This is a genomic window from Mycobacterium sp. E3298 (assembly GCF_001666895.1).
Classification (GTDB): Bacteria; Actinomycetota; Actinomycetes; order Mycobacteriales; family Mycobacteriaceae; genus Mycobacterium.
In genome coordinates, this window is the sequence record NZ_LZJB01000426.1 from 1 (window position 1) to 21,386 (window position 21,386).

The 21,386-nt window shown below is 69.2% G+C and carries 24 protein-coding genes, 1 tRNA gene and 1 pseudogene; 17 read left to right on the plus strand and 9 right to left on the minus strand.

From position 1 onward, the window contains the following. The 6 genes from pgeF to A9X05_RS20095 all read left to right on the plus strand — a co-directional run. A partial coding sequence (pgeF, locus tag A9X05_RS20070; protein WP_067783657.1) for a peptidoglycan editing factor PgeF occupies window positions 1–469 on the plus strand: 469 nt, incomplete at its 5' end. A gap of 5 nt (window positions 470–474) precedes the next feature. Further along, a complete protein-coding gene (locus A9X05_RS20075) occupies window positions 475–1,245 on the plus strand; it encodes a YggS family pyridoxal phosphate-dependent enzyme (protein ID WP_067758685.1) in 771 nt (256 codons plus the stop codon). A 62-nt stretch (window positions 1,246–1,307) separates the two neighbouring features. After that, window positions 1,308–1,949 (plus strand): cell division protein SepF, encoded by a 642-nt coding sequence (locus tag A9X05_RS20080; RefSeq protein WP_067274456.1) that lies wholly within the window; start codon window positions 1,308–1,310, stop codon window positions 1,947–1,949. A 145-nt stretch (window positions 1,950–2,094) separates the two neighbouring features. Then, window positions 2,095–2,385, plus strand: a complete 291-nt coding sequence (locus A9X05_RS20085) for a YggT family protein (RefSeq protein ID WP_007170773.1) — start codon at window positions 2,095–2,097, stop codon at window positions 2,383–2,385. Between the two features lie 302 nt (window positions 2,386–2,687). Continuing rightward, complete coding sequence (locus A9X05_RS20090) at window positions 2,688–3,494, plus strand: DivIVA domain-containing protein (protein WP_067758604.1); 807 nt, start codon at window positions 2,688–2,690, stop codon at window positions 3,492–3,494. A gap of 96 nt (window positions 3,495–3,590) precedes the next feature. Further along, window positions 3,591–3,944 carry a hypothetical protein gene (locus tag A9X05_RS20095; protein ID WP_067758607.1) on the plus strand — a complete coding sequence of 118 codons (354 nt, stop codon included), beginning with the start codon at window positions 3,591–3,593 and terminating at the stop codon, window positions 3,942–3,944. A gap of 3 nt (window positions 3,945–3,947) precedes the next feature. Here the strand turns inward: A9X05_RS20095 and A9X05_RS20100 are convergent. From A9X05_RS20100 to A9X05_RS20120, 5 genes and pseudogenes are all read right to left on the minus strand, one after another. Continuing rightward, window positions 3,948–4,628 (minus strand): annotated as a pseudogene (locus tag A9X05_RS20100) (phosphoribosyltransferase); the annotation flags it as partial. Between the two features lie 39 nt (window positions 4,629–4,667). After that, a complete protein-coding gene (locus A9X05_RS20105) occupies window positions 4,668–5,033 on the minus strand; it encodes an STAS domain-containing protein (protein WP_067758613.1) in 366 nt (121 codons plus the stop codon). Then, on the minus strand, window positions 5,030–6,127 hold the full coding sequence (locus tag A9X05_RS20110) for a B12-binding domain-containing protein (protein ID WP_067758615.1): 1,098 nt from the start codon (window positions 6,125–6,127) through the stop codon (window positions 5,030–5,032). The genes A9X05_RS20105 and A9X05_RS20110 overlap by 4 nt, the downstream gene beginning before the upstream one ends. Next, window positions 6,124–7,785 carry a PP2C family protein-serine/threonine phosphatase gene (locus A9X05_RS20115; protein ID WP_067758618.1) on the minus strand — a complete coding sequence of 554 codons (1,662 nt, stop codon included), beginning with the start codon at window positions 7,783–7,785 and terminating at the stop codon, window positions 6,124–6,126. The genes A9X05_RS20110 and A9X05_RS20115 overlap by 4 nt, the downstream gene beginning before the upstream one ends. A 262-nt stretch (window positions 7,786–8,047) precedes the next feature. Next, window positions 8,048–8,133: transfer RNA gene (locus A9X05_RS20120), tRNA-Leu, on the minus strand. 113 nt (window positions 8,134–8,246) lie between these two features. Between A9X05_RS20120 and A9X05_RS20125 the strand changes: the two genes are divergently transcribed. From A9X05_RS20125 to A9X05_RS20140, 4 genes are all read left to right on the plus strand, one after another. Continuing rightward, window positions 8,247–9,593: a M20/M25/M40 family metallo-hydrolase gene (locus tag A9X05_RS20125; protein ID WP_197499143.1), complete on the plus strand. Its 1,347-nt coding sequence runs from the start codon at window positions 8,247–8,249 to the stop codon at window positions 9,591–9,593. A 22-nt stretch (window positions 9,594–9,615) separates the two neighbouring features. Next, window positions 9,616–10,146, plus strand: a complete 531-nt coding sequence (locus A9X05_RS20130; protein WP_067783662.1) for a YbhB/YbcL family Raf kinase inhibitor-like protein — start codon at window positions 9,616–9,618, stop codon at window positions 10,144–10,146. 140 nt (window positions 10,147–10,286) lie between these two features. After that, window positions 10,287–10,502, plus strand: coding sequence for a hypothetical protein (locus A9X05_RS20135; protein ID WP_067783665.1), 216 nt, complete (start codon window positions 10,287–10,289; stop codon window positions 10,500–10,502). Further along, the gene (locus A9X05_RS20140) at window positions 10,493–11,860 is read left to right on the plus strand and encodes an HNH endonuclease signature motif containing protein (RefSeq protein WP_067783667.1); all 1,368 of its coding nucleotides are present in this window, start codon (window positions 10,493–10,495) and stop codon (window positions 11,858–11,860) included. The genes A9X05_RS20135 and A9X05_RS20140 overlap by 10 nt, the downstream gene beginning before the upstream one ends. On the opposite strand, the gene A9X05_RS20145 is transcribed toward A9X05_RS20140, so the two are convergent. The 3 genes from A9X05_RS20145 to A9X05_RS20155 are packed head-to-tail and all read right to left on the minus strand — an operon-like array spanning window position 11,857 to window position 14,272. Next, entirely contained in the window at window positions 11,857–12,939 is a 1,083-nt protein-coding gene (locus A9X05_RS20145) for a quinone-dependent dihydroorotate dehydrogenase (protein WP_197499144.1), read from the minus strand. The two genes, A9X05_RS20140 and A9X05_RS20145, sit on opposite strands and share 4 nt — an antisense overlap. A gap of 26 nt (window positions 12,940–12,965) precedes the next feature. Further along, window positions 12,966–13,220, minus strand: a complete 255-nt coding sequence (locus A9X05_RS20150) for a DUF5703 family protein (protein ID WP_067758633.1) — start codon at window positions 13,218–13,220, stop codon at window positions 12,966–12,968. Continuing rightward, window positions 13,217–14,272, minus strand: coding sequence for a YncE family protein (locus tag A9X05_RS20155; RefSeq protein WP_197499145.1), 1,056 nt, complete (start codon window positions 14,270–14,272; stop codon window positions 13,217–13,219). The genes A9X05_RS20150 and A9X05_RS20155 overlap by 4 nt, the downstream gene beginning before the upstream one ends. Window positions 14,273–14,409: 137 nt before the next feature. Between A9X05_RS20155 and A9X05_RS20160 the strand changes: the two genes are divergently transcribed. The 7 genes from A9X05_RS20160 (at window position 14,410) to A9X05_RS20190 (ending at window position 20,028) form a co-directional block, all read left to right on the plus strand. Then, window positions 14,410–14,712: a hypothetical protein gene (locus tag A9X05_RS20160; protein ID WP_067758640.1), complete on the plus strand. Its 303-nt coding sequence runs from the start codon at window positions 14,410–14,412 to the stop codon at window positions 14,710–14,712. A 73-nt stretch (window positions 14,713–14,785) separates the two neighbouring features. Further along, on the plus strand, window positions 14,786–15,562 hold the full coding sequence (locus tag A9X05_RS20165) for a histidine phosphatase family protein (protein WP_067758643.1): 777 nt from the start codon (window positions 14,786–14,788) through the stop codon (window positions 15,560–15,562). A 73-nt stretch (window positions 15,563–15,635) separates the two neighbouring features. Then, complete coding sequence (locus tag A9X05_RS20170) at window positions 15,636–16,223, plus strand: DUF3090 domain-containing protein (RefSeq protein ID WP_046186213.1); 588 nt, start codon at window positions 15,636–15,638, stop codon at window positions 16,221–16,223. After that, window positions 16,207–17,022, plus strand: coding sequence for an SCO1664 family protein (locus A9X05_RS20175; protein ID WP_082971023.1), 816 nt, complete (start codon window positions 16,207–16,209; stop codon window positions 17,020–17,022). Before A9X05_RS20170 ends, A9X05_RS20175 begins: the two co-directional genes overlap by 17 nt. A gap of 56 nt (window positions 17,023–17,078) precedes the next feature. Continuing rightward, window positions 17,079–17,867: a 3'(2'),5'-bisphosphate nucleotidase CysQ gene (locus tag A9X05_RS20180; RefSeq protein WP_067783676.1), complete on the plus strand. Its 789-nt coding sequence runs from the start codon at window positions 17,079–17,081 to the stop codon at window positions 17,865–17,867. A 24-nt stretch (window positions 17,868–17,891) separates the two neighbouring features. Then, complete coding sequence (mshC, locus tag A9X05_RS20185) at window positions 17,892–19,127, plus strand: cysteine--1-D-myo-inosityl 2-amino-2-deoxy-alpha-D-glucopyranoside ligase (RefSeq protein ID WP_067783679.1); 1,236 nt, start codon at window positions 17,892–17,894, stop codon at window positions 19,125–19,127. 19 nt (window positions 19,128–19,146) lie between these two features. Further along, a complete protein-coding gene (locus A9X05_RS20190; protein WP_067783681.1) occupies window positions 19,147–20,028 on the plus strand; it encodes an SDR family oxidoreductase in 882 nt (293 codons plus the stop codon). Between the two features lie 202 nt (window positions 20,029–20,230). Here A9X05_RS20190 and A9X05_RS20195 read toward each other — a convergent pair whose 3' ends face one another. Next, the gene (locus tag A9X05_RS20195; protein ID WP_067758655.1) at window positions 20,231–21,121 is read right to left on the minus strand and encodes a PAC2 family protein; all 891 of its coding nucleotides are present in this window, start codon (window positions 21,119–21,121) and stop codon (window positions 20,231–20,233) included. Window positions 21,122–21,386: the final 265 nt, after the last annotated feature.

The window sequence follows — 21,386 nt, forward strand, 5'->3', positions numbered from 1 at the left end:
CGACGCGCTGGTGACCGGCACCGCGCGGCTGGCTCTGGCGGTGGTGACGGCCGACTGCGTGCCGGTGTTGCTCGCCGACGCGCGCGCCGGAGTGGCCGCGGCCGTGCACGCAGGCCGCGTCGGCGCCCAGCGCGGGGTGGTGGCCCGCACCGTGGAGGCGATGGTCGAGCTGGGCGCGCGCCCCGAGGACATCTCGGCCCTGCTGGGCCCGGCGGTCAGCGGCCGCAACTACGAGGTGCCCGCGGCCATGGCCGACGAGGTGGAGGCCGCGCTGCCCGGCAGCCGCACCACCACCTCGGCGGGCACCCCCGGCCTCGATCTTCGGGCCGGAATCGCTTGCCAGTTAACGGATTTGGGTGTGAGGGCCATCGACATCGACCCGCGGTGCACGGTCGACGACCCGACGTTGTTCAGCCACCGCCGGGACGCGCCCACCGGCCGGCTGGCCTCCCTGGTGTGGATGGAGTGACCGCGATGGCGGTGGACATGCCTGCGGGGGGTGACCGCGAAACGGAATTGACCCACGCATTAGCGGCGGTGCGCTCGCGCCTTGCGGCGGCCGCCGAAGCGGCGGGTCGCAATGTCGGTGAAATCGAACTGCTGCCGATTACCAAATTCTTCCCAGCAACCGATGTGGTGACTTTGTCGCGTTTGGGTTGCCGGGCCGTTGGCGAATCGCGGGATCAGGAAGCATCGGAAAAAGTGAGCGAAGTCACCAAACTCTTATCGCGGGTGGACGTCCCGGCCATGCGCTGGCACATGGTGGGCCACATCCAGCGGAACAAGGCCCGCTCGGTCGCCCGCTGGGCGCATACCGCTCACTCGGTGGACAGCTCACAGTTGGTCAGCGCCCTCGATCGGGGCGTCTCGGCCGCCCTCGCGGAGGGCCGCCGCGCCGATCCGATGCGGATCTACGTCCAGATCAGCCTTGACGGCGACGAGTCGCGGGGCGGCGTCGACATCTCGCTGCCGGGCGCGGTCGACCAGCTTTGCGCGCAGGCCGAGGAGTCAAAACACCTGGAACTGGCCGGGCTGATGGCCATCCCGCCGCTGGGCTCGGACCCCGACGCGGCCTTCGGGCGCCTGCGAACGGAGCATCTGCGCGTACTGGAATCGCATCCCAACGCCGTCGGACTGTCCGCCGGCATGTCCGACGATTTCGAAATTGCCGTCAAACACGGTTCGACATGTGTGCGTGTCGGTACCGCGCTATTGGGCCCGCGGCCGCTACCGTCACCGTATTAAGTCACTGTAGTCACATCTTCATCACTGACACCAAGCATCAGGGGCTAGAAGGGGTCAACGCAATGAGCACACTGCACAAAGTCAAGGCCTATTTCGGTATGGCCCCGATGGACGACTACGACGACGAGTATTACGACGACCACGCGCCCTCCCGCGGATTCCCGCGCCCCCGTTTCGACGACGGGTACGGCCGCTACGAGGGGCGCGACTACGACGACCCGCGCGAGCCCGCGGACTACCCGCCGCCTGGCGGCTACCGCGGCGGTTACGCGGAGGAGTCGCGATACGGCGCCGTCCACCCCCGCGAGTTCGAGCGGCCCGAGATGGGCAGGCCGCGCTTCGGGTCCTGGTTGCGCAATTCGACCCGCGGCGCGCTGGCGATGGACCCGCGCCGGATGGCGATGATGTTCGAGGAGGGCCACCCGCTCTCCAAGATCACCACGCTGCGGCCCAAGGACTACAGCGAGGCCCGCACCATCGGCGAGCGGTTCCGCGACGGCACCCCCGTCATCATGGACCTGGTGTCGATGGACAACGCCGACGCGAAGCGGCTCGTCGACTTCGCGGCGGGCCTGGCCTTCGCGTTGCGCGGCTCCTTCGACAAGGTGGCCACCAAGGTGTTCCTGCTGTCGCCCGCCGACGTCGACGTGTCCCCGGAGGAGCGTCGCCGGATCGCCGAAACCGGCTTCTACGCTTACCAATAAACCCGGCTCGGCGGCGGCGGTCGGCCGCCGCCTTCGCTGGCCGGGCGAGCTGAGATGTGGTCGAGGGCCCGGAGTCGGTACGCTGGCAGGCGCCGCCCATGCCTGCGGCGCATGACATCTCATCGGTAAGGTCGGGGCTCTTCAGTTGGTGCTGTTCTTTCAGATCCTTGGGTTTGCGCTGTTCATCTTCTGGCTGCTGCTCATCGCCCGGGTCGTCGTCGAGTTCATCCGATCGTTCAGCCGTGACTGGCATCCCACCGGCATCACCGTGGTGATCCTCGAGATCATCATGTCGATCACCGATCCGCCGGTGAAGTTGCTGCGCCGGCTGATCCCTCAACTCACCATCGGGGCGGTCCGTTTCGACCTGTCCATCATGGTGCTGCTGTTGGTCGCGTTCATCGGCATGCAGCTCGCCTTCGGCGCCGCGGCCTAACCTTGTCTCCGGCGCCCTGTCTCCGGCGCCTTGTCTCCGGGCCGTTTCGGTCCCTATCCGCGGGCCGGCTTCGGTGCCCGGAGACGGTTCGGCCACGTTTTCGCCTCGGTTTGGTGGCTGCGATTTAAAAATTCTAAGGTTTCGGATTTTATTGCCCTGAGCGTTTGAAATTGGTTCTTATTTATTGGCCTAAACAGCAACGGTCGCGCCTGGTGTGACAGGATGGACGGCAGTTGCACGACGGCTACCACTGCGTTCTACACTTTCCAGAACGTTAGACAGGAACTTGAGGGGACGAAACAATGCCGCTTACACCAGCCGACGTCCACAATGTGGCGTTCAGTAAGCCACCGATCGGCAAGCGGGGGTACAACGAAGACGAGGTCGACGCCTTCCTCGATCTGGTGGAAGCCGAGCTGACGCGGCTCATCGAAGAGAACAGCGATCTGCGTCAGCGGATCGAGGAGCTGGACCAGGAGCTGGCCTCCGGCGGCGGCGCGAGCGCCGCCCCAGCCGCCGCGGCCGCCCCCACTCAGGCGATTCCCGTCCCCGAGCCGGAGCCGGCCCCCAAGGCGGCGCCGGTGGCCGCGCCTGCCGCGTCCTCGTCGAGCAACGAGGAACAGGCCATGAAGGCGGCTCGGGTGCTCAGCCTGGCCCAGGACACCGCCGACCGGCTGACCAGCACGGCCAAGGCGGAGTCGGACAAGATGCTGGCCGACGCCCGCGCCAACGCCGACCAGATCCTCTCCGAGGCCCGCCAGACGGCCGAGACCACGGTCACCGAGGCCCGGCAGCGCGCCGACGCGATGCTCGCCGACGCCCAAACCCGTTCCGAGACCCAGCTGCGCCAGGCGCAGGAGAAGGCCGACGCCCTGCAGGCCGACGCCGAGCGTAAGCACTCCGAGATCATGGGAACGATCAACCAGCAGCGCACCGTCCTGGAAGGCCGGCTCGAGCAGCTGCGTACCTTCGAACGCGAATACCGGACCCGGCTCAAGACCTACCTGGAATCGCAGCTGGAGGAGCTCGGCCAGCGTGGATCGGCGGCGCCCGTCGACTCCAGTGCCGACGCCGGCGGGTTCGACCAATTCAATCGGGGTAACAACTAGCCTCACAGGCGTGCCGGACACTCGCCCAGCTGCGCGGTCGGCACACTAGACCTGCACACGAACTGGCTCTCCCGCTCGCCGCTTGGAGGATGACCGATGCTGATCATTGCGCTGGTGCTGGCCCTGGTCGGGCTCGTCGCGTTGGTGTTCGCCGTCGTCACGAGCAACGAGTTGGTGGCCTGGGTGTGCATCGGCGCCAGCGTGCTCGGCGTGGTCCTGTTGATCATCGACGCGTTGCAGGAGCGGCAGCGCCGCGACGCGGGCGCCACGGAGCAACACGAGGATGAGGCCGGCGAAGAGGCCGTCGACTACCCCGAGGAAGCAACCGAGGAAGCGCCCGACGAGGGCGCCCACGAAGCGCCGGCGGAAGCCGGCGCGCCGCCATCGGCGGAGGCGACCGAACAGTCGGCGGTGGCCGCGGAGGGTCGCGGCGACGAGGCCGCCAAGTAACACTCAGCAGGTGGGCGTGGCGAGTGTCTTGCGCACCTCGTCGTCGCTCACCTGATGGAAGTCGTCGTACACCTGGCCGACCGCTTCGAATCCGGGCGGCATCGTCACGCAGACCACCTCGTCCGCCTCGAGGGTGAGCTCACGGCAGGTCGACCGCGGTCCCACCGGCACCGCGACGACGATCGATCTCGGGCCCGCGGCTCGCACCGCCCGGACGGCGGCCAGCATGCTGGCCCCGGTCGCGATGCCGTCGTCGACCAGGATCACCACCTGGCCGCGGGGGTCGGCCGGCGCGCGATCGCCCCGGTACGCGCGCTCACGGCGGGCGAGTTCGGTTGTCTCGCTTCGGATTACCTCACGGACCTGCTCGTCGCTGATCTGCAGGCTCGAAACCACGTCGTCGTTCATCACGACGCCGCCGCCGCTGGCCAACGCGCCCATCGCGAGCTCCGACCACCGCGGCACCCCGAGCTTGCGGACCAGGAACACATCCAGCGGGGCGTGCAGCGCGGCGGCGATCTCCCACGCCACCGGCACGCCGCCGCGGGCGAGCCCGAACACCAGCACGTCGTCCCTGTCGCGGTAGGACACCAGCTGCTCGGCCAGCGCGCGACCGGCCTCGCGGCGGTCGCGGAAGGTGCGCGTCGCAGAGTGCCGGAGAAATCCGTCGGGTGCCATCGGTCGCGTTCCAGCCTACGGGCTCTCGCCCCGGCGGCCGAGGGGTCAGCGAACCCCGGTTTCTCCCGGGGCGTTCTGGCCGCCCGCATCCGAGACGGAGGCGGTGACGAGGTGCTCGAACGTGCCGGTGACGTCCAGGATGCGGTCGAGGAATCGCGGTCGATGGTCGAGGTGCAGGAGCACACCGGCCTGAGCGCTTCGGCGGTGGACCAGCAGCAGGCCGGACAGGCCTGCGGAATCGCAGAAGACGAGTTCGGCCAGGTCGAGATGCAGGTCAGCGAGGTTGGGCTGGCGGGTGAGGAGCTGGACGGCGGTCTCGACCATCGCGTCCACGGTCTCGTAGACCAGATCACCGGAGACCCGCACGCAGGCCGACCGCCCGGAGGTGGTGGTGTTCAGAGACAGGTTCATTCGGACGCTCCTGGGCCTGCGTTGGCGGTGAGGGCATCGTTTGCTGCGGTCAGTAGGCGCTGGCCGCGGGGAAACTCGTTGAGCTGCACCGTCAGCGAATCCAGCGCCGGGTGCAGCGAAGCCGCCGGAACGCCGCGCGCGGTGAGGATTTCGGCGGTCCAGCTGATGAAGTCGGTGAACAGAGCGTCGTCGTCGGTGTAGAGACTCACGGTGAGGAAGTCGACGATGTGGGCGATGTCCTCGACGGTGCGCTGATGCTGCAGCGGGGAGTAGGCGCGCATGGCGGGAAAGCGGTCCTCCAGGTCGGCGACGGTGGACTTGACCAGCCGCGCCGCACTCCGGCTCACCATGGTGTATTCCTGGTCGGCCAGATGCGGCAGGTCATCGACGGGCTGGCGGTTGGACGCCCGCCGAACGGGGCTTAACCCGCGGCTCAGCCGCTCGTCGGCGGTGCGCGCGTCCGGCGCCCACGCGTCCGCCCCGAGCTGGCGGGCGAAGCGGCCGTCACGGCCGAACGCGGCGCCGCCGGCCAGGACGGGGAAGCCGGCGGATTGGCACGCGACGATCGCGGCGTGCGCGTTGGGTAACCGGGTGGGGATCGAGCAGGAGAGCGCGACGACGTCCGGGCCGTGCTGGTGCAGGTGGGCGACCAGGTGCGGGGTGGGCACCTGCGCGCCGAGGAAGTCGACCTGCCAGCCACGCAGCCGCAGGACCTCAGCAAGCAGCCGGGCGGGCAAAGCGTGCCACTCGCCGTCGACGCACGCCAGCGTGACCCGGCCGCCGTGGCTGGAGACCTTGCCGGCGGCGTGATGGGCCAGCGCGGCGATGACGCGATCGTTGATCGCCGAGGCGGCGTGTTCCTGCGCGACGCTGATCCTGTTCGCGGCCCATTCCGCGCCCACTTTGTGCTGGACGGGGGCGATCACCTCCAGCAGCACGTCCTCGGGCGTCATGCCCGCTTCCATCGCGGCGAACACGGTGGCGGCCGCGGCGTACTCGTCACGGTCGGTCAGGGCCCCCCAGAGCCGTTCGCGGACAACGAGATCGTCCGCGGCACCGGTGGCGGACGTCATGTCGGTGTCGTAGGACGTCATGCCACGTACCTGCCCCGGGTGTGCCCGTCGACGGCGCTGAGGTGGGTCCGCTGCGGGGCGGTGATGGCGACGACGGCGATGTCGTCGTGCACGCGTTGCCCCACCCAGTCCGAGGCCAGCATCAGGACGCGTTCGACGACCGCCTCGGCCGGCATCCCGGCGCAACCGGTCAGCGCGGCCGCCAGGCGCTGTTCGCCGAAGAAGTCGTCGCCGAGCGGGCCGCCGCGCGCTTCGGTGATGCCGTCGGTGTACAGCACGCACGTCTCGCCCGGCGCCAGCGAGGTCTCGAAAGATTGCACAGTGATGCGCTCCAGGGCGCCGACCAGTGTGCCCTTGGTGTTGGCCTCTTCCACTTGCCCGTTGTCGCGCACGATCAAGGGAGGGGGATGCCCGGCGCAGGTCAGGCGCAGCACCACCTGACCGTCCCGGTAGGCGACCGACGCCAGCACCAACGTCGCGAACCGCGTGTGGTCCGACGACAACATGGCACGGTTGAGCAGCGTGAGCACGCCCTCGTGGTCCTGCGCCAGCGGTGTCAGCGCCTGCAGCGTGTTGCGGATCTTGCCGGTCATCACGGCGGCCTCCAGGCCCTTCCCGCACACGTCGCCGAGCACCACCAGCGTCTCGTCCTCGGGACGTTGCGCGGGATGGAAGTCGTAGAAGTCGCCGCCGACGACCTCGTAATCCTTGGACGCCCGGTAGCCGCCGGCGAATTCGATGCCGTGCAGCCCGTGCAGCGGCGGGGGTAGCAGGTCACGCATCAGCGTGCGGGTGATGGCGGCCTGCTCGGCGTAGAGCCGCGCGGCGGACAGCGCAGCCCCCGCCCGGGCGGCGAACAAGCCGGCGAAGGTCTCCTCGTCGGCGGTGTACACCGGCCGACCGGTGCGCCGCAGCAACACCAACGCTCCGGCCGACACGCCGTGGCCCGGGAGCGTCAGGATCATCACGGACCCGGCCGCACCTGAGAAGTCTTGCGGGAGGAGCCAATCCGGAACCGAAACGGGGTCGATCCAGCTCGAGGAGACCGGCGGGAACCCATGCAGCGCCTCGCTCAACCCCGCCACCATCGCGGGGTCGGCGTCCACACTGCACTGCTCCACCGCCCCGGCCGCGGCGCTGTAGAAGACCGGAAGCCGACGGCCGCGGCCCGCGGGGGCCACCAGTACCGCCGCGTCCGCCAGGTGTTGGGCGGCCATCTGCACGGTCGCTTCCCTGCAGCGGTCGACGTTGAGCGAGGCCGTCAGCACCGACGACGCCTCGAGCAGGATCGCGGTGCGCTCCTGTTCCCGTGCCAGCGCTTCTTGGGCCTCGCGCAACAGCTGACCGGTGTCCTCGACCAGCGACCATGCCACCTCGCCGCTGGGCAGCACCGCCGCGTGCGCATCGAACTTGCGGCTGCCCACGTTTCCCGATACCAGCGAGGCGTCCGGGCCGACCGAGTCGGGATGCAGCTGCACGAGGCGATGGTGCGCGTGCGAAAGCCATTCGACCGTCTCGTCGATTCGACCGCCCTGGGCCGCGCCTGGCAACAAGGACTCGGCGGACCCGCTCAAGGCCTGCACGATTCCCGCGCGGTCGATGACCAGGGTGGGACAGGGCACAGCGGCCCACAAGCCGTCGAGGTCGATCTCGACGCCTACGTGGGCACCATCATGCATGCGGTTGACCTGTCAACGCGGGGAGTCGGAGTTGGCTAGCGTTACGTCCGACTGTACGTGTGCGGAATTGCGGGAGAGATTCGCTCGTGCGGGCCGTGCGTCGAAGATGCAGTGCAGGAGCCATTTCTCGACCCCGAGTACGGGACTGCGGCAGGCCCGGACCTGAAGACCTGCGCCACGCGTGTGATCGCGGCTTCGCCGCTCAACACACTCCATCGGCTCGGAAATAAACGCGAGCGTTCATTTCCTCGCCTCAGTCGCGTGTCCGAGGGGGGACTTGAACCCCCACGCCCATTAGTAGGGCACTAGCACCTCAAGCTAGCGCGTCTGCCATTCCGCCACTCGGACAAGGCCAACGAGAGTTGGCAGCTAAGGCTATCGGATTGTCGCGCGCGCACCCAACCCAGCCGGGGCGCTCAGCGTCGAGCCGAGCGGCCCCGGCAGTGGTAGGAAAGGTGGTTGTGACCGCGCACACCGAGTTCCCGACCAACCCGAGTGACGACGTGGTCGAGGTCGTCAGCAGGTTGATCCGGTTCGACACCACCAACACCGGCGAACCGGAGACGACGCGGGGCGAGGCCGAGTGCGCGCAGTGGGTCGCCGAGCAGCTCGCTCAGGTCGGCTACTTGCCGCAGTACGTGGAATCGGGCGCCCCGGGCCGCGGCAATGTGATCGCCCGCCTCGCGGGTGCGGACAGCTCGCGCGGCGCCCTGCTGATCCACGGGCATCTCGACGTGGTGCCCGCCGAGCCGGCCGAGTGGAGCGTGCACCCGTTCTCCGGCGCGGTCAAGGACGGCTTCGTCTGGGGCCGCGGCGCGGTCGACATGAAGGACATGGTCGGCATGATGATCGTGGTGGCCCGGCGGTTGAAGCAGGCCGGCATCGTGCCGCCACGCGATCTGGTGTTCGCATTCCTTGCCGACGAGGAACACGGGGGCAGCTACGGGGCCCGCTGGCTGGTCGACAATCAGCCCGACCTGTTCGCGGGTGTGACCGAGGCGATCGGCGAAGTGGGCGGGTTCTCGCTGACCGTGCGGCGCCGCGACGGGGGCGAACGTCGGCTCTATCTGATCGAGACGGCCGAGAAGGGCCTGTCATGGATGCGGCTGACCGCCCGCGGCCCGGCCGGGCACGGATCCATGGTGCACGACCAGAACGCCGTCACCGCCGTCGCCGCGGCGGTCGCCCGGCTGGGCCGGCACCAGTTTCCGCTCGTGCTCACCGACACCGTCGCGCAGTTCCTGGCCGCCGTCGAGGAGGAGACCGGGCTGACGTTCGACGTTTCGTCGGGCGACCTGGCCGGAGCGATCGAAAAGCTCGGCCCCATGGCCCGCATGCTCAAGGCGGTGCTGCAGGACACCGCGAACCCGACGATGCTCAAGGCCGGGTACAAGGCCAACGTCGTCCCGGCGGTGGCCGAAGCGGTGGTCGACTGCCGAATCCTTCCGGGCCGCAAGGCGGCGTTCGAGGCCGAAGTCGACGAACTGCTGGGCCCCGACGTCACGCGCGAATGGATCAAGGACTTCGAGTCGTACGAGACCAGCTTCGACGGCGACCTGGTCGACGCCATGAACGCCGCCGTGCTGGCCCTTGACCCCGATGGGCGCACGGTGCCCTACATGCTTTCCGGTGGTACCGACGCAAAGTCTTTCGCGCGCTTGGGTATTCGTTGTTTTGGTTTCAGCCCGCTGCGGTTGCCGCCGGACCTCGACTTCACCGCGCTGTTCCACGGAGTCGACGAGCGGGTACCCGTGGATGCGCTGAGGTTCGGCACCGATGTGCTGGAACACTTCCTGACACACTGCTGAATAGTCAACGAAAGGATTCGCCATGAGCACCGCGCCCGACCCGTACGCCGCGCTGCCGCAGCTGCCGACGTTCACGCTGACATCGGAATCGGTCACCGACGGCCAGTCGCTGGCCAAGCCCCAAGTCAGCGGGATCATGGGCGCGGGCGGGGAAGATGTCAGCCCGCAGTTGAGCTGGTCGGGATTCCCGGGGGAGACCCGCAGCTTCGCGGTCACCGTCTATGACCCGGACGCGCCGACGGCCTCGGGCTTCTGGCACTGGGCGGTGGCCAACCTGCCCGCCGACGTCACCGAACTGCCCGCGGGTGCCGGCGACGGCAGCGACCTGCCCGGGGGCGCGCTCACGCTGGTCAACGACGCCGGTATGCGCCGCTACATCGGCGCGGCGCCGCCGCCGGGGCACGGGCCGCACCACTACTACATCGCGGTGCACGCCGTGGACGTCGACAAGCTGGACCTCGGCGAGGACGCCAGTCCCGCCTACCTCGGCTTCAACCTGTTCCAGCACGCGATCGCGCGCGCCGTCATTCACGGCGTCTACGAACAGAAGTAGGCGCGGGGCTTCGGGCCAGCCCGCCGGCCCGCCGGCCCGAAGGCCCGCCGGCCCGAAAGGCCCGAAATCACTTACGTCACTCCCGTCCCGGGGGGTTTGCGTTTGGGTTTCTTGTCGGTGGGCGGGGATATGATTCGAACATGTGTTCGACTGATCTGCTCATCCGCATCGATGCCGTGCTCGAACGGTTCGAGCGCGCGCAGGACGTGTTCTTTGCGTCGTTGGATTCACTGACGGCGGTCGAGCTTGTCGCCGCACTCGACAGATATGGATTTCTGCTCGGACGGCTGGATGCGCTCATCTACGAGTTGTCCAGCCCCTTCGGGCCGCCGAGGGGGCGGCCCACATGGCGTTGACGGACCGCGAGGAGATCCAGGGCGACGTCGACGCGCTGCGCGCCGTTGTCTCCCGATTCCAAGGGCGCTCGTACGAAGCGCTGACCAACCCGGAGCGGTTGTGGTTGCTCGAGATATTCGAGTGCGAGACGCGTCGGCTTCAGGCGCCAAGTCACCAGCTCATCAATCAGCTTGGTGAGCAAGGGGATTCGGCCGAGTTGGGCGGCAAGCTGAGCTGGGCGCTGGCCGATCGGCTGCACATCAACCGGGGTGAGGCCAGCCGGCGCATCGCTGAGGCCGCCGAGCTGGGCCCGCGCCGCGCGCTGACCGGTGAGCCGCTGGCGCCGGTGTTGCCCGCCACCGCGGCGGCCCAGCGCGACGGTGCCATCGGTGCCGACCACGTGGTGGTGATCCGGCAGCTTTTCCGCCAGCTGCCGGAATCGGTCGACATCGATACGCGCGAGCATGCCGAGAAGCACCTGGCTTCCGAGGCAACTCACTATCGCCCCGATCAACTCGCCAAGCTCGCCCGCCATCTGTTGGACTGCCTCAACCCAGACGGCAACTACACCGATGCCGACCGGGCGCGGGCCCGCGGGCTGACCCTGGGCGCCCAGCAGGCCGATGGCATGTCGAGGCTGAGCGGGTGGCTGACGCCCGAGGCCCGCGCCAGCTGGGAGGCGGTGCTCGCCAAGCTGGCCGCCCCCGGGATGTGCAATCCGGACGACGAGGTGCCGGTCATCGATGGCGCCCCGACGGAGGAGGCGGTGCAACGGGACACCCGCACGGCCGCGCAGCGCCAGCACGACGGCCTCAACGCCGCGCTGAGAGCAACGCTGGCAAGCGGCAAATTGGGCCGGCACAACGGCCTGCCGGCATCCATCGTCGTGACGACCACGCTGACCGAGCTGGAAGCCGCCGCAGGTAAGGGCTTGACCGGCGGGGGCACCATCTTGCCGATGTCCGACGTGATCCGGCTGGCCCGCCACGCCCATCATTATTTGGCCGTTTTCGACAAGGGCGAAGCGGTGGCGCTGTATCACGGCAAGCGCCTGGCCTCACCGGGCCAGCGAATTGTCTTGTACGCCAAGGACCGTGGCTGTTCGCATCCCGGTTGTGATGTGCCGGGCTACTACTGTGAAGTCCACCACGTCGAAGACTGGGCCAGCACTTACCGCACCGACATCGACCAACTCACCCTCGCCTGCGGACCCCACCACCGGCTTCTCGAGAAGGGCTGGACCACCCGAAGACGCTCCAACGGCGACACCGAATGGATCCCGCCACCACACCTCGATCGTGGACAACCGCGCGTCAACAACTTCCACCACCCGGAAAAGATCCTGGCCGAAGACGACGACGAAGAAGGGGCGGCTTAACTCGCCGCGCCGCCGGCCTTAGGGGCCGCCGACCCGACGGCATCGCCGAGCGAGGCGAACCCGCCGTCGCGCAGCCGGTGCGCGATACCGTCGTGAATGCGCTTGGGCCACAAGCCTCCGCCGTAGACGAAGCCGGTGTAGCCCTGCAGCAGCGACGCGCCCGCGGTGATCCGCTCCCACGCGTCGTCGGCCGTCTCGATGCCCCCGACGCTGATCAGCACCAGGCGGTCGCCCACGCGGGCATGGAGCCGGCGCAGCACCTCGACCGCCCGGCGCGCCACCGGCGGCCCGGAAATGCCGCCGGGCCCCAGCGCGTCGGCCCCCGGCGTCTGCAGGCCGTCGCGCGACACGGTGGTGTTGGTGGCGACGATGCCCGCGAGGCCCAATTCCACGGCCAGGTCGGCGACATCGTCGAGGTCGGCGTCGGAAAGGTCCGGCGCGATCTTCACCAGCACCGGCCTGGACGTCTCGGCGAGCACGGCCGACAGGATGGGTCGCAGCGACTCGACGGCCTGCAGGTCGCGCAGGCCGGGCGTGTTCGGCGAGCTGACATTCACCACCAGATACGACGCCAGCGGCCCGACCAGGCGGGCGCTGGCACGGTAGTCGTCGACGGCGCCGGCGGCCGGCGTGGTTTTCGTCTTGCCGATGTTGACCCCGATGGGAACGTCTGGTTGGTGCCGCGCGAGTTGGACGGCCAGCGCGCCGGCGCCCAGGTTGTTGAAGCCCATCCGGTTCAGCAGCGCGCGGTCGGCGGGCAGCCGGAACATGCGGGGGGCCGGGTTGCCGGGCTGCGGGCTCGCGGTGACGGTCCCGACCTCGGCGTAGCCGAATCCGAGCGCGCCCCAGGTCTGCAATCCCTTGCCGTCCTTATCGAAGCCGGCGGCCAGCCCGAGCGGCGCCGGGAAGCGCACCCCGAACACCGTGCTCGCCAGCGCCGGATCCCTCGGGCCGAGCAGCCGCTGCAACAGCCGCCGCGCCGGGGCGAGGGCGGTGGCGCCGCGCAGCAGCGCGAAAACCAGCGTGTGGATGCGCTCGGGCGGCACCAGGAAGAACAACCGCCGCATCAGGCCGTACACGACGCCGTCGCCGGGTGCAGCCAACGTCACAGTTCCGGCTGGTCGGGACGCCGGTTTTCCAGACGAGATTTCTTGCGGCGCAACAGCACTCGCCTGCTGCCGTCGGTGTAGAGCCGTACCCGGGTCAGCTCCCATCCCCGATATTCGGCCTCGATGGACAGCCGGGTGGACGCGCTGAGCCGGGTGACCTCCGGCGGCAGGCGCAGGGGCACCCACTCGTATTCGTCGGACAGCTCGGTGTCCCAGCCCGCGGGCAGCCGACTGCTGCGCGACGCGGTCAACGCGTACCCGCCGCGTGCTCGATCACCTGCACCCCCGCGCCGGACCCCGACACCACGTACAAGGTGTCTGACGCTTCGTCGAAGGCCAGTGAGTTCGGTTGCAGCACGGTTGGGTAACGCACCTTTTCGACGGGAATTCCGGTGGACAGATCGTAACCAACCACGATATTGGAAGCGGTCTGGGTTACCCAGCTCAACGCGCGGGAGCCGGCCAGGCCGTAGGGCGCCTGGGGCACCGGATACGCCTGTCGCAGGATCAGCGGGTCCACGCCGTACACCAGCAGCTGCCCGCCGCGAGTGTCGGCGACCAGGACCCGGCCCAGCGGGTCAGCAACCATGGTGGTCGCGCCTTCGCCGGCCCGCAGCGCCTGCCGGGCCTGGCCGTCGGCGCCGATCGTGGTCACCGAGGTCTGTCCCCGGTCCAACACCGCAGTTGTATTCCCTTGCGTGGCAAGCGAATCGACCCGCGCAAAGATCTTGTTCCTGCTGCCGACGGTCGCGGTGCCAGCGGTGCCGGGCGTCGGCGCAGCCGGTGTTGGAGAAGCGAGCGTGTAGACGGCCCCGTCGGCGCTGCCCAGCACCAGCTTGCCGTCGGCGCGCAGGGCGACCGCGGTGAAATCGGCCGGTTGGGCGTCGGCGACGTTCACCTGCGACGCGCGGGCGGTGGCCAGGTCGACCACGAAATAGCCGCCCCGGGCGGCCAGGAACAGCGTTCCGTGGCCGTCGTCGGCCATCGCGGTCGCGGGTCCCGGCAGGGCGATGACGCGCGGCGCGGCCTTCGGGTCGCCGAAGAGGGTGACGCTCGCGGGGCCGGCAGGCGGGGCCCCGGGCGCCAGCACCGCGAGCTGGTGAGTCCCACCGTCGAAGGTGGCCGCGGTCGCGGCCGCGGCCAGCGGGCGCACCTCGCCGGCGGGGCGCTGGGACGCCGGCGGGGACACGGCGGGCGTGGCCGCTTCGATGGTGGGCGGCGCGGATTTGAATGTATTGGACGAACAACCTGCGATCGCCAACAGCAAAAGCGCGGCGGCGGGCAAACGGCGCTGAGCAGCCAGTCGATGACGCGTATGCCGTGACAGCAATTATTTTCCCTTGCGTAATGACGGTGGACTTCCGAGTCTAAGGAACGCCTTCGCATCCAATATGGCCATGTCGCGCACATCAAGTCCCGGTGGCGAGGTATCGTCGCCTCATGGCCGTCATCGTTGACCGGCAGATCGCGGAGAAAGAGTTTGCTGTCGAAGATATGTCGACAGGAATCTTCGCCAGCGGGTATGGACAAGTTGGTGATGGGCGCAGTTTTTCGTTCCACATCGAGCACCGCTCGCTCGTCGTCGAAATTTACCGACCGCGCCTCGCCGGGCCAGTTCCGCAGGCCGAAGAGGTGGTCGCCACGGCGGTCCGCAGCCTGGTCGACATCGACCTCACCGACGAACGCAGCCTGGTCGCCGCCGTGCGCGACTCGGTGGCGCATGCGGTGCCGGTATCGCACTAGCCGATAGCACCTTCGCACCGGGTACGGTCGTGGTCGTGGTTGCCCCAGCCTGTCGGATGTCGGACACCGCTGCATGACGGTCATCCTGCTGCGGCACGGTCGATCCAGCTCGAACACCGCCGGGATCCTGGCCGGCCGTTCCGAGGGCGTCGACCTCGACGACAAGGGCCGCGACCAGGCCGCCGGGCTGATCGACCGGATCGGTGACCTGCCGATCCGGGCGCTGATCAGTTCGCCGTTGCTGCGTTGCCGACGCACGCTCGAGCCGCTCGCCGAGGCGCTGTGCCTGGAGCCGTTGATCGACGACCGGCTGGCGGAGGTGGACTACGGGGACTGGACCGGCCGCAAGATCGCCGAGCTGGCCGGCGAACCGCTGTGGCGGGTCGTGCAGGCCCACCCGAGTGCGGCGGTGTTCCCCGGCGGGGAGGGGTTGGCGCAGGTTCAGGCGCGCGCCGTGTTCGCCGTCCGCGAACACGATCGGCGGCTCGCCCTGGAATACGGGGGGGAGAAGGGCGGCGACGTCCTATGGGTGGCCTGCACTCACGGTGATGTCATCAAGGCGGTCGTCGCCGACGCCTACGGCATGCACCTGGACGCGTTCCAGCGGGTCACCGCCGACCCGGCGTCGGTGAATGTGATCCGCTACACCGAATTGCGCCCGTTTGTGTTGCACGTCAACCACACCGGTGCGAAATTGGCGGCAGCGCTGCGGGCCGGGCCACCGCCCAAGGACGAGGCGCAGGACAAGGGCACCGCCAAGACCGACGGCGAGTCCCCGGCGGGCGCAACGGAACAGCCGGCCGCGGTCGTGCCGTCCAGCGACGCGGTGGTCGGCGGCTCAACTGATTAATTCCGCTTAAAACAAGCGATGCGGGGCAATCGAATCGCACGGCGAAGGCAACAGCCGGTATTTTGGAGGTGCCATGGCCCGCGCAATCCACGTCTTCCGCACACCCGACCGCTTCGTGGCCGGGACCGTTGGTCAGCCCGGAAACCGAACGTTCTACATCCAGGCTGTGCACGATTCCCGAGTGGTGTCGGTGGTGTTGGAGAAGCAGCAGGTTGCGGTGCTGGCCGAGCGCATCGGCGCGCTGCTGCTCGAGGTGAATCGCCGGTTCGGCACACCGGTCCCTCCGGAGCCCGCCGAAGTGGAGGACTTGAACCCGTTGATCACACCCGTGGATGCCGAATTCCGGGTGGGGACCATGGGCCTGGGCTGGGATTCCGAAGCCCAGACCGTGGTCGTCGAGTTGCTGGCCGTCACCGACGCCGAGTTCGACGCGTCGGTGGTGCTCGACGACACCGAGGAGGGGCCCGACGCGGTGCGGGTGTTCTTGACGCCGGAGTCGGCGCGGCAGTTCGCCACCCGCTCCAATCGCGTGATCTCAGCGGGGCGGCCGCCATGCCCGCTGTGCGACGAACCGTTGGATCCCGAAGGCCATATCTGCGCGCGCGCCAACGGCTATAGGCGCAGCGCGCTGCTCGGGCCTGACGATGAACTTGAGGCCTGACGACCGTGAGGTGTTGCGCGACGGCGAGCTGACGGTCCTCGGACGCATCCGCTCCGCCAGCAACGCCACCTTCCTGTGCGAGTCCACGCTGGGCGAATCGACGGTCCATTGCGTCTACAAACCGATCTCCGGCGAGGCCCCGCTCTGGGATTTTCCCGACGGTACGCTGGCTGGCCGCGAACTCGCCGCGTACCTGGTGTCGACGCAGCTGGGGTGGAACATCGTGCCGTACACGGTAATTCGTCACGGGCCGGCCGGACCGGGCATGTTGCAGCTGTGGGTCGAGCAGCCCGGCGACGCGGCCGACTCCGAGCCAAGGCCCGGCCCGGACCTGGTCGACCTGTTTCCCGCCAACAAGCCGGAACCCGGTTATCTGCCGGTGCTGCGGGCCTACGACTACGCGGGCGACGAGGTCGTCTTGATGCACGCCGACGACATCCGGTTGCGGCGCATGGCGGTCTTCGACGTGCTGATCAACAACGCCGACCGCAAGGGCGGCCACGTCCTGCGCGACATCGAGGGCCACGTCTACGGCGTCGACCACGGGGTGTCCATGCATGTCGAGAACAAGCTGCGCACGGTGCTGTGGGGCTGGGCCCACAAGCCGGTCGACCAGAAGATGCTGGAGGCGGTCGCCCGGCTCACCGAGGCGCTGGGCGACTCGCTGTGCGACGAACTGGCCGAGCACATCACGCGGGCCGAGATCGCGGCGTTGCGCAGGCGCGCCCACGCGCTGCTCGACGATCCGGTGATGCCGGGCCCCAACCGGCACCGCCCCATTCCGTGGCCGGCGTTCTGAACCGGCCACCGAGCCACCCACCGGCCCCCCGCACGGGCATCGGAGATACTGAACCGGTGAGCCAGGGCCCGGACGAGTTGACCGACGCCGCCCTGGCCGCCGAACTCGCCGCGGACGCGGGCGAATTGCTGCTGAAAGTGCGCGACGAGATCGGCTTCGGACATCCGTGGGCGCTGGGCGACGCAGGTGACAGCCTGGCTAACGAGCTGATCCTGCGGCGGCTGCGCGCCGAGCGGCCCGACGACGCGGTGCTCAGCGAGGAGGCCTACGACGATCTGGTCCGGCTGAAGCACGACCGGGTGTGGATCATCGACCCGCTGGACGGCACCCGCGAGTTCTCCACTCCCGGCCGCGACGACTGGGCGGTCCACGTCGCGCTGTGGCAGCGCCCCACCAACGGCGAGCGGGAGATCACCGACGCCGCGGTGTCGCTGCCGGCGCGCGGAAACACGGTGTACCGCACCGACACCGTCACCGCCGACGCCGCGCGCGTCGGCATACCCCATACGTTTCGCATCGCGGTCAGCGCCAACCGGCCGCCGTTCGTGTTGCACCGGATGCGCCAGTCGTTGGCCATCCAGCCGGTGGCGATCGGTTCGGCGGGAGCCAAGGCGATGGCCATCATCGACGGCGACGTCGACGCCTACCTGCACGCGGGAGGCCAGTGGGAATGGGACAACGCGGCGCCCGCCGGAGTGGTGATGGCCGCAGGCATGCACGCGTCGCGGCTGGACGGTTCGCCGATGCGCTACAACCAGCTCGATCCGTACCTGCCCGACTTCGTGATGTGTCGCGCCGAGGTGGCGCCGATCCTGCTCGACGCCATCCGCGACGCGTGGCGCTGACTTCCCGCGTTTAGAGTCGTTGGCATGCAGTCGTGGGAGTTTCCACCGGTTCCGGTGTTGCCGGGACGTGGCCCGGAACTCCGGCTGTTCGACACGTCAGACCGGCAGGTGCGGCCCGTTGCGCCCGGGTCGACGGCGACGATGTACGTCTGCGGCATCACCCCGTACGACTCAACCCATCTGGGTCACGCGGCCACCTACCTGACCTTCGACCTGGTCTACCGGCAGTGGCTGGACCTGGGCCGCGCCGTGCACTACGTGCAGAACGTCACCGACGTCGACGATCCGCTGTTCGAACGCGCCCAGCGCGACGGTGTGGACTGGCGCGAGCTGGGCGATCGTGAGGTCGCGCGCTTTCGCGAGGACATGGCGGCGCTGCGCGTCCTGCCGCCGCGCGACTACGTCGCGGCCACGCAGGCGATCCCCGAAGTGGTCGAGCTCGTCGAGAAGATGCTGGCGTCGGGCGCGGCGTACGTCGTCGACGGCGAGTACCCGGACGTCTACTACCGCGCGGACGCGACGCCGCAGTTCGGCTACGAGTCCGGCTACGACCGCGAAACCATGCTCCGGCTGTTCGGTGAGCGGGGCGGCGACCCCGACCGCCCGGGCAAGACCGACGAGCTGGACGCGCTGCTTTGGCGCGCGGCCCGGCCGGGGGAGCCGAGTTGGCCGTCGCCGTTCGGGGCCGGGCGACCCGGCTGGCATGTCGAGTGCGCGGCGATCGCGCTCAGCCGCATCGGTAGCGGCCTGGACATCCAGGGCGGCGGCAGCGACCTGATCTTTCCGCATCACGAATTCACTGCCGCGCACGCCGAATGTGTAAGGGGCGAGCGGCGATTCGCCCGCCATTACGTGCACGCGGGCATGATCGGCTGGGACGGGCACAAGATGTCCAAGAGCCGGGGCAACCTGGTGCTGGTGTCGACGCTGCGGGCCCAGGGCATCGAACCGGCGGCCATCCGGCTGGGCCTGCTGTCCGGGCACTACCGCGCGGACCGGTTCTGGAGCCGGCAGGTGCTCGACGAGGCCACCGCCCGGCTGGGGCGCTGGCGCACCGCGACCGCCCTGGCGGCCGGCCCGGATGCCGCCGACGTGATCGCGCGGGTGCGCCAATACCTGGCCGACGACTTGAACACGCCGAAAGCGCTTGCCGCGCTTGATGGTTGGACAACAGACGCGCTCGAGTACGGCGGCCACGACGCCGAGGCTCCAAGGTTGGTGGCAACCGCGATCGACGCGCTGCTCGGCGTGCAATTGTGAACGCGGTACGTTGTCGGCCATGACGTCGCTGCAGGACAAGGTTGTTTTGATCACGGGCGGGGCCCGGGGAATCGGGGCCGAGGTCGCCCGTCGGCTGGGCAGCAAGGGCGCCAAACTCGTGCTCACCGACCTCAACGACGCCGAGCTGACCGCCCTGGCCGCCGAGATCGGCGCCGACCGGGTGCTGACGGCCGTCGCCGACGTGCGCGACCTGCCGGCCATGCAGGCCGTCGCCGCCCAGGCGGTCGAGCGCTTCGGCGGCATCGACGTCGTGGTGGCCAACGCCGGCATCGCCAGCTATGGATCGGTGCTGCAGGTCGATCCCGAGGCGTTCAAGCGGGTCATGGACATCAACGTGCTCGGCGTGTTCAACACCGTGCGCGCCACGCTGCCCGCGGTGATCGAGCGCCGCGGCTACGTGCTCGTCGTCTCGTCGCTGGCCGCCTACGCCGCGTGTCCGGGCCTGGCCCCCTACAACGCGTCCAAGGCCGCCGTCGAGATCTTCGCCAACGCGCTGCGGCTCGAGGTCGCCCACCGCGGCGTCAGCGTCGGTTCGTCGCACATGTCGTGGATCGACACCGCCCTGGTCCGCGACACCGAGGCCGACCTGCCCGCCTTCGGCAAGCTGCTCAGCAGTTTCCCGTGGCCGTTGAACAAGACCACCACCGTCGACAAATGCGCGGACGCGTTCGTCAAGGGCATCGAGGCCCGCCGGAACCGGATCTACTGCCCCCGCTGGGTGGCCCTGTTCCGCTGGATCAAGCCGGTGCTGTCCACCCCGGCCGGCGAGCTGCCCCTGCACAAGCCCACCGCGGAGCTGTTGCCCCAACTGGACGCCCAGGTCGTCGCGCTCGGGCGCTCCACCAGCGCCTACAACCAGGGCTTGGGCAAGAAGGCCTAGGTTCGATGGCGGCGACCCGCCGCGCCCGGCTACGCCGCGCCCGGCTACGCCGCGCCCGGCTACGCCGCGCTTGCGATCGCCGCTAGGTTCGATGGCGGCGACCCGCCGCGCCCGGCTATGCCGCGCTTGCGATCGCCGCTAGGTTCGATGGCGGCGACCCGCCGCGCCCGGCTACGCCGCGCTTGCGATCGCCGCTAGCGGGTTAGCGGCCGAAGCCCGGGCGCCGTCGGCGCAGGTAACGCTCGAACTCCGCGGCCAGCGCGTCGCCGTCGATCTTGCCCAGGGCCTCGTTCATGTCGACCTCGGCGTCGCCGCGCTGTTCCAGCGATTGGACGTACTCGGCCAGGTCCTCGTCCTCGGCGGCCATCTCGGTGATGGCCTGCTCCCACTCCTCGGCGTCGGTCGGCAGGTCGGCCAGCGGCACCTCGATGTCGAGCACGTCCTCGACGCGGCGCAGCAACGCCACCGTCGCCTTCGGGTTGGGTGGCTGAGACACGTAGTGCGGCACCGCCGCCCAGAACGTCACGGCGGGGATCCCGGCGGCGACGCAGGCGTCCTGGAACACCCCGGCGATGCCGGTGGGCCCCTCGTAGCGGCTCTCCTCGAGCCCGAAGCGTCTGGCCGATTCGGGGGAGTAGGCGGCGCCCGAAACCGGAACCGGCCGGGTGTGCGGCGTGTCGGCCAGCAGGGCGCCGAGGATGACGACGGTGTCCACGTTGAGCTTGTCGGCGATGGCCACCAGTTCGGCGCAGAAGGTGCGCCAGCGCATGTTGGGTTCCACGCCGTGCATCAACACGACGTCGCGGTCGCTGCCCGGCGGCCGGCAGTGCGAAATCCGCATGGCCGGCCAGACCAGCTCGCGGGTGACCCCGTCGACCTGCCGAATGACGGGCCGATTCACCTGGTAGTCGTAGTACGCCTCGTCGTCGATCTCCAGGATCGGGTCGGCTTCCCAAATGGCCTCGAGGTGCTCGAGGGCGTCACTGGCCGCGTCGCCGGCGTCGTTCCAGCCCTCGAATGCCGCCACGACGATGGTGTCGTGCAGTTCGGGCAGTGCGGCGTTCCCAAACGGTGGGCGATCGGATGGGGTCACAGAATCAGCGTACGGCCTTTGCGGCCGATGTTCGGCGTTGTGGGCAGGGTCCCGTCAACCGTTCAAGGGCATTCCCTAGGACGATTATCCTTGTGGGGTGCGTGCCGTTCTGACCGTCGACGACATCGGCAGCAGGCGTCGACGCCGTCAGGGCGAAATACGTTCGGCTTCACACTGGTTAACCTTGGTAACTACCACGTCGCAGGCAGGACCCTAGGGCTGTCGATCGCGGCGATGAGTTGGGCGTCCAGACGTCGATCGGGGG